Raw genomic sequence first — 8,117 nt, 5'->3', positions numbered from 1 at the left:
TGGTCACTAAACAAGGTAAAAAATGAAAATCAAAACTCCTATCTGTCAACAAGGAAGCATCCAACGGGTTTCACTCCTGAATTTTGCTGTATCATAAGAATCAGAAAAATCATTAAAATCATAGTTATGAATTTGCGCTTTTCTCAAGAAATTAAATCCCTTCTAGAACGTTTAAGTGAACAGCCACTAACTTTAGGTGATATCCTAGCGGAAACTTCCGAACGGGGTTTTAGCTTAGTAATCACATTACTAGTATTACCTTTTCTATTTCCCATGCCTCCAGGCTTAACCAGTCCTTTAGGTGGTGCTTGTCTATTATTATCATTGCAAATGGTTTTAGGGAGGAGAACACCTTGGCTACCCAAGAAAATCGCTAACTATAAATTTCCCAACGCCTTCGCTAAAATCATCTTACAAAATCTGCGTCGCGTGACTAGGGTATTAGAAAAAATTGCCCGTCCCCGACTACAAAAAGTCGCCAATCATCCTTTAATTTGGCGATTTAACGGGCTGTGCATCTCTTGGTTAACAATACTACTAATTTCCCCCATTCCCTTTACCAATCCCATTCCGACTGTGGGGATTTTACTTTTGGCAGTTGCTACTATTGAATCTGATGGTTTATTAATGTGTATTAGCTATATTGCTACTCTCTTGATTACTATGCTATTTGGTTTTATTGGTTATGCATTATGGTTAGCCCCCAACTTACTGCCTGCTATGTTCAAATAAAATTTTTGGCATTCCTGATCAAAATTTGTTAAGATATAAATCCCAAAGAAAAAAACCCTTAGGCACAAGCCAAGGGTAATGGTTTAATTAAGGTGCATCTACTATTTGAGTATCCACGGCTGATTCTGTTATGTCCGGATAATTTCTGTATAACTTTCAATTTTGTATTCTCATCCTTTCGAGAAAGTATGTTTTGTCACAAACTATAAAAAACTTAATATCCAATATCAATACCTTGTCCATTTTTTGTAGGTCGGGTTAAGCAACAGCGCAACCCGACGCTCATGTTGGGTTATGGCCTCGCCACACTTCGTGAACGTACCTCAACCCAACCTTGTATCTTAGAGGTATGTTAGATATTTATTTGGATACCTGACTTAAATAATCAAAGAATATGGCGATCGCTATTGATTTCGGTACAAGTAACACAGTTATCACTCGTTGGAATTCTGTCACCCAACAAGCAGAAACCCTGAATCTACCCAGATTATCAACGCAACAATTTCTTAATCCTCCACTGATTCCCAGCTTAGTTTATGTAGAAAATGCCAGCCTTGGTAAAATTATAGCTGGACAACAGGTACGCGATCGCGGTTTGGATATCAAAACTGATGCCAGATTTTTTCGGAGTTTTAAACGGGGAATTGGTGCAGATATCCAGGGTTTTTTACCGGAACTTGATGGACAAAACATTAGCTTTGAACAAATAGGAACATGGTTTTTAAGCAAAGTAATTGCAGAATTAGCACCTTTAGAAGGGGGAATAGATTCCTTGGTTTTAACCGTACCAGTAGACAGCTTTGAAGCCTATCGTCACTGGTTAGGGAAAGTTTGTCAATCATTAGCAGTCGAACAGGTGCGGATGTTGGATGAACCCACTGCTGCGGCTTTGGGGTATGGTTTAACAGATCAAGGAACTCTCTTAGTCGTTGACTTTGGTGGTGGAACTTTAGATTTATCTTTAGTGAGTTTAGATCAAGGTACACAAGCCAAGACTAAACCTCTAGGATTTCTTCTCAAATGGGGTGATAAAAATCTGGGTGAAAATTCTCAACAAAAGACTAAAACAGCCCGTGTATTAGCAAAAGCAGGGCAAAATCTAGGCGGAACTGATATTGATAATTGGATAGTAGATTACTTTGCTAAAACCCAAGGATTGCCAGTTAGTTCTCTCACAGCGCGACTAGCGGAACAGTTGAAAATTCAGCTATCTCACCAAGATAAAGCTAGTGAAGTTTATTTTCATGATCAAACTTTTGAAAGTTATGAAATGGATCTTGATCGTTACACCTTTGAAAATATTTTGCAGGAAAACGGATTTTTTGATAAACTGCATGATGTAATGATGACGCTATTACAGCAAGCGCGACGCTACGGTATAGAAATTGATGATATTAATGCAGTATTATTAGTTGGGGGAACTGTACAGTTGCCCGTAGTGCAAGCATGGATAGAACAATATTTTGAACCAGAAAAAATCCGCCGTCAATTGCCTTTTGAAGCAATCGCTCAAGGGGCGTTACAAATAACTCAAGGGATAGAAATTAAAGACTATCTTTATCATAGTTACGGTGTGCGTTATTGGGATCGCCGCAATCAATGTCATAGTTGGCATCCAATTATTAAAACTGGACAACCTTACCCCATGACTCAACCCGTAGAATTAGTTTTGGGTGCTTCTGTGGAAAATCAACCCAGCATTGAGTTAATTGTTGGGGAATTGGGCGCCCAAACAGGTGGAACAGAGATATACTTTGAGGGCGACCGCTTAATTACTCGTCAGCTTGATAATGATGCAACTACTGTTAAGCCTCTCAATGATACAGTAAATGCCAGTAAAATTGCCAAACTTAAACCTCCAGGATTTCCGGGAAGCGATCGCATTAAAATCTATTTTCAAGTTGATGAACAACGGTTTTTAAGAATTACTGTTGAGGACTTATTAACAAATAACATCCTATTAGAAAATCAACTTGTAGCCAAATTAACTTAACTTACCTTTGGGGGTTAAAGTCCCCTGCTTCTACAAGCAGCGGGTTTTGCGTCGGGGTAAAATCCCCGTTGCAAAACGTAATTCTAAATTCTAAATTCTAAATTCTGCATTCTTTTAATCCAGATTTCTCACCAATAAATCAAAACAGAGAGGCTTTATAGTAGTATAAAAATTTACCAATAAAAAACTAGTAACAAAAAAATCTAAATTTTCCTGATCACAGGCTGCTATTTTCAGTCGAATAAACGCATAATGGAAATGTGACTGATTTATTAGCCCCTTTACAATCCCTACAACAGGGTAACTGGTTCAAATTAATTTGCGGAGCCAGTTACCAACATCTTCCTGCGGTCAGAAACTTAACATTAGCCTACACCTTGGCTGGTGCTGACTGTATAGATGTAGCAGCAGATCCGGCAGTCATTGCCGCCACCCAAGAAGCTTTACTGGTAGCCCAAAGCTTGAGATATAATGCCCAAAAGCGAGGCTTTGCCTTGACAGGTAATTTGCCCTTGTTGATGGTCAGTCTCAATGATGGCGAAGATCCCCATTTTCGGAAAGCTGAGTTTAATTCTCAAGACTGTCCCCGCGATTGTTCCAGACCATGTGAAAAAATTTGTCCAGCCCAAGCAATTTTATTTAACAATACCAAAGATGATTTTTCTGGAGTAATCGCTGAAAAATGTTATGGCTGTGGCCGTTGCATTCCTATCTGTCCTTATGGGATAATTTATACAAAATCTTATGAGTCAACGCCAGGGGAGATCGTACCATTGATCATGTCAACGGGAATAGCAGCCGTAGAAATTCATACTCAAGTGGGGCGGTTGGCAGAATTCCAACGGTTATGGGACGCGATGACACCTTGGGCAGATCAATTAAAGTTAGTAGCCATCAGTTGTAACGATGGAGAAGGTCTAATTAATTACCTAAAAGCTATTTATGATTTAATTATCCCCCGTCCCCAGTTTTTAATTTGGCAAACTGATGGACGTTCAATGAGTGGTGATATTGGTGATGGTACAACCATAGCCACAGTGAAATTGGGGCAAAAAGTTTTGGCAGCAAACCTACCGGGATATGTGCAGTTAGCAGGCGGCACTAATAGCTACACCGTTCCTAAATTAAGGGGAATGGGATTGCTGAAAGAGGCAGGGAGGAAAGAGTCCCCAGCTTTTATCTCTGGGGTTGCCTATGGTAGTTACGCCCGTGTATTGCTGTCACCCATTCTTGACCAGTTAGAAAAAAAGGAGGTGATTAACACTGATAGTCAAGGCAATATTCGCCTGGAATCAGAACCGGAATTACTATGGGAGGCTGTAAGGGTTGCCCATACTCTCGTTTCCCAGATTAAGTCTGAGCAGTCGCGCTCATCGCTCCAAGCATATCTCTAAAAACGTCAAGTCACCAATAGAAAGCATGACGATTACAGAAGATCTCCAAAAGTTGTTAGACATTTTGCCCCAAGACCTTCAAGAAAAACTAGAGCATCATCCTAATGGAGATAATTTAGTTGAAGTGGTTTTGGATTTAGGCCGTCGTCCAGAAGCTCGGTTTCCCCATGTAGCTGAGTATTTGAGCGAAACACCAGTCACTCAAGCACAGATAGATGATTGCATTCAACGAGTGGGAAATTTTGGGGGGGATAATCGGGCAGGAATTGAGCAAACTTTGCATCGGATCAGTGCTATCCGTAACCGTAGCGGTAAGATTATTGGCTTAACTTGTCGGGTCGGCAGGGCGGTATTCGGAACAATTGCCATGATCCGCGATTTGGTGGAAACTGGTCAATCAATTCTCATGCTAGGTCGTCCGGGTGTTGGTAAAACCACGGCTTTAAGGGAAATTGCCCGTGTGTTGGCAGATGACTTAAATAAGCGAGTGGTCATTATTGACACATCCAACGAAATTGCTGGGGATGGTGATGTTGCTCACCCAGCCATTGGTCGGGCGAGACGGATGCAAGTTTCTAAGCCAGAGTTACAACATCAGGTCATGATTGAGGCTGTGGAAAACCATATGCCAGAAGTCATTGTCATTGATGAAATTGGTACGGAATTGGAAGCTTTAGCAGCCCGAACCATTGCCGAACGGGGGGTGCAATTGGTAGGAACTGCCCACGGTAATCAGATTGAAAACCTGATTAAAAATCCCACTCTGTCTGATTTGGTGGGGGGGATTCAGGCTGTGACGCTGGGAGATGATGAAGCTAGACGGCGTGGTTCGCAAAAGACAGTTTTGGAACGCAAAGCGCCACCTACTTTTGAGATTGCTGTGGAGATGCTGGAACGGCAACGCTGGGTAGTTCATGAATGTGTGGCTGATACGGTTGATACTTTGTTACGTGGTCGTCAACCGACTCCACAAACGAGAACTGTTGATGACAATGGCAAGGTTGGCGTTGTTAGACAGTTGGCTGTGGTCAATGGTGGCAATAGCAATGGTAATGGCCATGGTCACATTACTAATGTGGAGGAATCTTTCCTCTCTGCTCAGCCTAATGGTTGGCGTTCTTCTGGACAAATGGTGGCTTTACCACCTTTATCTTTAGATCGGGAAAGACCGACGGGACGCAGTGAATTTGACCGTTTGTTGGATGAATCTTTCAATTACTCGGAAAGTTTTGATTTTGCCAGCCGCAAACAAGCAGGTCCCAATGGGGAAGATTTACCATTGCACATTTACCCCTATGGGGTGAGTCGTCAGCAATTGGAACAGGTGATTAATGTGTTAACTTTGCCAGTGATATTGACCAAGGACTTGGATAGTGCTGATGCTATTCTGGCTTTGCGATCGCACGTCAAGAATCACGCTAAGTTAAGACAAATGGCTAAGGCTCGTCATGTACCCATTCATGTGATCAAGTCTAGTACAATTCCCCAAATTACTCGCAGTCTCCGCCGCTTACTGAATATTGATGATCCAGATATTGGCGATGACCGAGAGTTACAACTTTTATTACACAACGGTGGTGATGATGAAATGGACGCTTTGGAGGAGGCGAGGCTTGCTGTGGAGCAGATTGTCATCCCTAAAGGTCAGCCTGTGGAGTTATTACCCCGTTCTTCCCAAGTGCGGAAAATGCAGCATGAGTTGGTGGAACATTATCGTCTCAAATCGGATAGTTTTGGCGATGAACCTAATCGGCGGTTAAGAATTTACCCGGCGTAGGTTGTTGATAATTTTCCCCTGAAAGGATTGTTTTTACATCTTTTCAGGGGATTTTTTTATTGTTTACACTAAGCACGGGCGGAAAATGGACTTTTGTAAAATTAGGAAAAACCTATTACCGGATGACAAGCTGTTGTGCATTTAGTTTATATAATTCTAGCGAGCATCTTGCCCGCACTACAAAGGGAGTGGAAGGAGCGATCGCCTAAAACTAACTATCTGGTTGTACCCAGCCCTTAATAATTGCCTTAACAACTTTCAAATATTTATTTTCAAGAATAAACTCATCAATTGCAGTTTCACCACCAGCTTTTAAAGCACTAGCAGCACGACGTTGGAATTTAGGAGTAGTGTTATCTTTAATATGAGAAATTTGTTCTGCTTCAGTAGCACTAGGATTATCTGTTTCCAATTGTTTCAGAAGTTGTTGGATTTCTGTTGCTGCTTCTGCAAGAGTTTGTTTCTGTTCTGGAGTATAATTATTTTGATTAAATGTAACATTACTACCTGATGCTGCTCTATCTACAAATTGGTTATTTGCATTTCTCTGATCATATTTAGATTGATAAGATTCCGACATAGTATCTCCTAGATTTTGATAGTTTTGTGCATAAAAGCTAATGTTTTTTACGTTGCAAAAGCTTTGCTCCTGTCCAAGCAAAAGACTTAGAAAAATCAGCATTTTTATTTTTTAGCTCAACTTTACGGTCTTTAGTTATGGAACTAATTGCTCGCCGTCAGTTAGCTACTCTGCTAAATTTATCCCAGTTAGTCAATATTAGTGCGGCTGATGCTGTGCAGATAGCTGGTTTGTGGAACAAAACATTGGAGGACAGTATTATCCTAGCTTATCAAAATCGAACAGAGCTAAAGCAGCAAGTTGTACAACGTAATATTAGTGAGCAGCAGTTGAGACAGGCATTGTCAAGCAGTAGTCCGCAAATTAGCTCTAATTTGAACTATAACTTATTAGATAATTTTGATGATCAAGTAAATGTTAGTGATGGTTATTCTCAGTCAATACAAGCAACTTGGAACTTATTTGGTGGTGGAGCAACTAGAGCTAAAGCAGAGCAGGCTAGAGCTAATATAGCGATCGCCGAAGTTTCCTTTTCTGAACAGCTAAAGCAAGTTCGATTTCAGGTAGAACAGGCTTTTTATCAACAGAAGTCTAATTTAGATAATGTACAAACTGCCAATGCTGCGTTGGAACTGGCTAGGGAGGCTTTACGTTTAGCAAGACTAAGATTCCAATCTGGTGTTGCTACTCAAACTGATGTGATTAATGCAGAAAACGATCTCACAACAACAGAAGGTAATCGAGTCACTGCTGTTTTGGATTACAACCGCTCTCTAGCCCAATTAGAACGATATGCACCAAAAACGCACTAATTATAAATTGTCAGATTATAAATTGTCAGATAAAAAGTTGAGGTATCTAATCTTCCATTGATTTTCACTCCCAATATTTACTAGATAAAAGTAAATCTGTTTTATAATCAAATTGCCAAGTTTCTGGAAATTGAGTTTGTTTATATTCAACAGAAACTATATCTACAGCATCAAGATAAACCTCTGTAAATATTTGCGCTAGATAGGGTTTAAGACTAGGAGATTCTTTTAATAATATTTGGATTTGTTTACGTTGTTCTATAATAGTTATTTCCCAACCGTTGAAGTTTTCAGCACTATTAACATATATCCGTTTGAGAATATGAGATAGTAAGACTAATAACCGATTCCTTAATTCTCTTCTTTCGCTTTTACCCAATGTTTCAATCTCCTCAATTAAATTATCAAAATCAAGATTTTCTATGTCTTTATTTTTGAGTTGGTTGACTGTTCTTTCGCACCATGCGAGAAAATCACATTCATAGAGAATATCGTTTTTCTCGATGTTTTCGGTCATGTTTTGGGTCATAATTTTACCTTTAGTTATTTGTCTGATTCAGGATTTACAGGCTTGTGATTTTTCTCTATTTGTCAGAATCTAGATTTTTGGTAAATGGCGGGTTATGCTAACACTAACACACCCGATAAATTAACTTTTCAATTAATTATCACACACAAGAAAGATAAATTACAACATCCTGTAAATCCTTAAATCCTGAATATCCTGATTCTGACAACCAACAACCCCAAACACAAACCCACATCCTGTACATCCTTAAATCCTGGATATCCTGATTCTGACAATAAATATAAATAAGATCGTTCAACA

At 39.9% G+C, this 8,117-nt stretch carries 8 protein-coding genes; 6 read left to right on the top strand and 2 right to left on the bottom strand.

The window, feature by feature from the left end:
- Positions 1-126 precede the first annotated feature (126 nt).
- From FJR08_RS13355 to FJR08_RS13335, 5 genes are all read left to right on the top strand, one after another.
- Positions 127-732 (top strand): exopolysaccharide biosynthesis protein, encoded by a 606-nt coding sequence (locus FJR08_RS13355; RefSeq protein WP_015083513.1) that lies wholly within the window; start codon positions 127-129, stop codon positions 730-732.
- A gap of 394 nt (positions 733-1,126) precedes the next feature.
- Entirely contained in the window at positions 1,127-2,725 is a 1,599-nt protein-coding gene (locus FJR08_RS13350) for an Hsp70 family protein (protein ID WP_168633491.1), read from the top strand.
- Between the two features lie 260 nt (positions 2,726-2,985).
- Positions 2,986-4,119 carry a circadian clock protein LdpA gene (gene ldpA / locus FJR08_RS13345; protein WP_168633490.1) on the top strand — a complete coding sequence of 378 codons (1,134 nt, stop codon included), beginning with the start codon at positions 2,986-2,988 and terminating at the stop codon, positions 4,117-4,119.
- A gap of 25 nt (positions 4,120-4,144) precedes the next feature.
- Entirely contained in the window at positions 4,145-5,896 is a 1,752-nt protein-coding gene (locus tag FJR08_RS13340; RefSeq protein ID WP_168633489.1) for a R3H domain-containing nucleic acid-binding protein, read from the top strand.
- A 59-nt stretch (positions 5,897-5,955) separates the two neighbouring features.
- The gene (locus FJR08_RS13335; protein ID WP_158310561.1) at positions 5,956-6,105 is read left to right on the top strand and encodes a hypothetical protein; all 150 of its coding nucleotides are present in this window, start codon (positions 5,956-5,958) and stop codon (positions 6,103-6,105) included.
- 2 nt (positions 6,106-6,107) lie between these two features.
- On the opposite strand, the gene FJR08_RS23270 is transcribed toward FJR08_RS13335, so the two are convergent.
- Positions 6,108-6,476: a hypothetical protein gene (locus FJR08_RS23270; protein WP_041458662.1), complete on the bottom strand. Its 369-nt coding sequence runs from the start codon at positions 6,474-6,476 to the stop codon at positions 6,108-6,110.
- A 137-nt stretch (positions 6,477-6,613) separates the two neighbouring features.
- Here FJR08_RS23270 and FJR08_RS13325 point away from each other — a divergent pair, with 137 nt between their 5' ends.
- Positions 6,614-7,288: a TolC family protein gene (locus FJR08_RS13325; RefSeq protein WP_015083508.1), complete on the top strand. Its 675-nt coding sequence runs from the start codon at positions 6,614-6,616 to the stop codon at positions 7,286-7,288.
- A 64-nt stretch (positions 7,289-7,352) separates the two neighbouring features.
- Here the strand turns inward: FJR08_RS13325 and FJR08_RS13320 are convergent, their stop codons facing one another.
- Entirely contained in the window at positions 7,353-7,817 is a 465-nt protein-coding gene (locus FJR08_RS13320) for a DUF29 domain-containing protein (RefSeq protein WP_015083507.1), read from the bottom strand.
- Between the last annotated feature and the right edge of the window lie 300 nt (positions 7,818-8,117).

Source organism: Dolichospermum sp. UHCC 0260 (genome assembly GCF_009711985.1).
Classification (GTDB): domain Bacteria; phylum Cyanobacteriota; class Cyanobacteriia; order Cyanobacteriales; family Nostocaceae; genus Dolichospermum; species Dolichospermum lemmermannii.
This window is presented reverse-complemented; position numbering and strand designations above follow the sequence as displayed.

Excerpts from the sequence above, each read along its gene's own strand:
- FJR08_RS13355 (WP_015083513.1), top strand. The coding sequence starts at position 127 with ATGAATTTGCGCTTTTCTCAAGAAATTAAATCCCTTCTAGAACGTTTA.
- FJR08_RS13350 (WP_168633491.1), top strand. The coding sequence starts at position 1,127 with ATGGCGATCGCTATTGATTTCGGTACAAGTAACACAGTTATCACTCGT.
- FJR08_RS13340 (WP_168633489.1), top strand. The coding sequence starts at position 4,145 with ATGACGATTACAGAAGATCTCCAAAAGTTGTTAGACATTTTGCCCCAA.
- FJR08_RS23270 (WP_041458662.1), bottom strand. The coding sequence starts at position 6,476 with ATGTCGGAATCTTATCAATCTAAATATGATCAGAGAAATGCAAATAAC.
- FJR08_RS13325 (WP_015083508.1), top strand. The coding sequence starts at position 6,614 with ATGGAACTAATTGCTCGCCGTCAGTTAGCTACTCTGCTAAATTTATCC.
- FJR08_RS13320 (WP_015083507.1), bottom strand. The coding sequence starts at position 7,817 with ATGACCCAAAACATGACCGAAAACATCGAGAAAAACGATATTCTCTAT.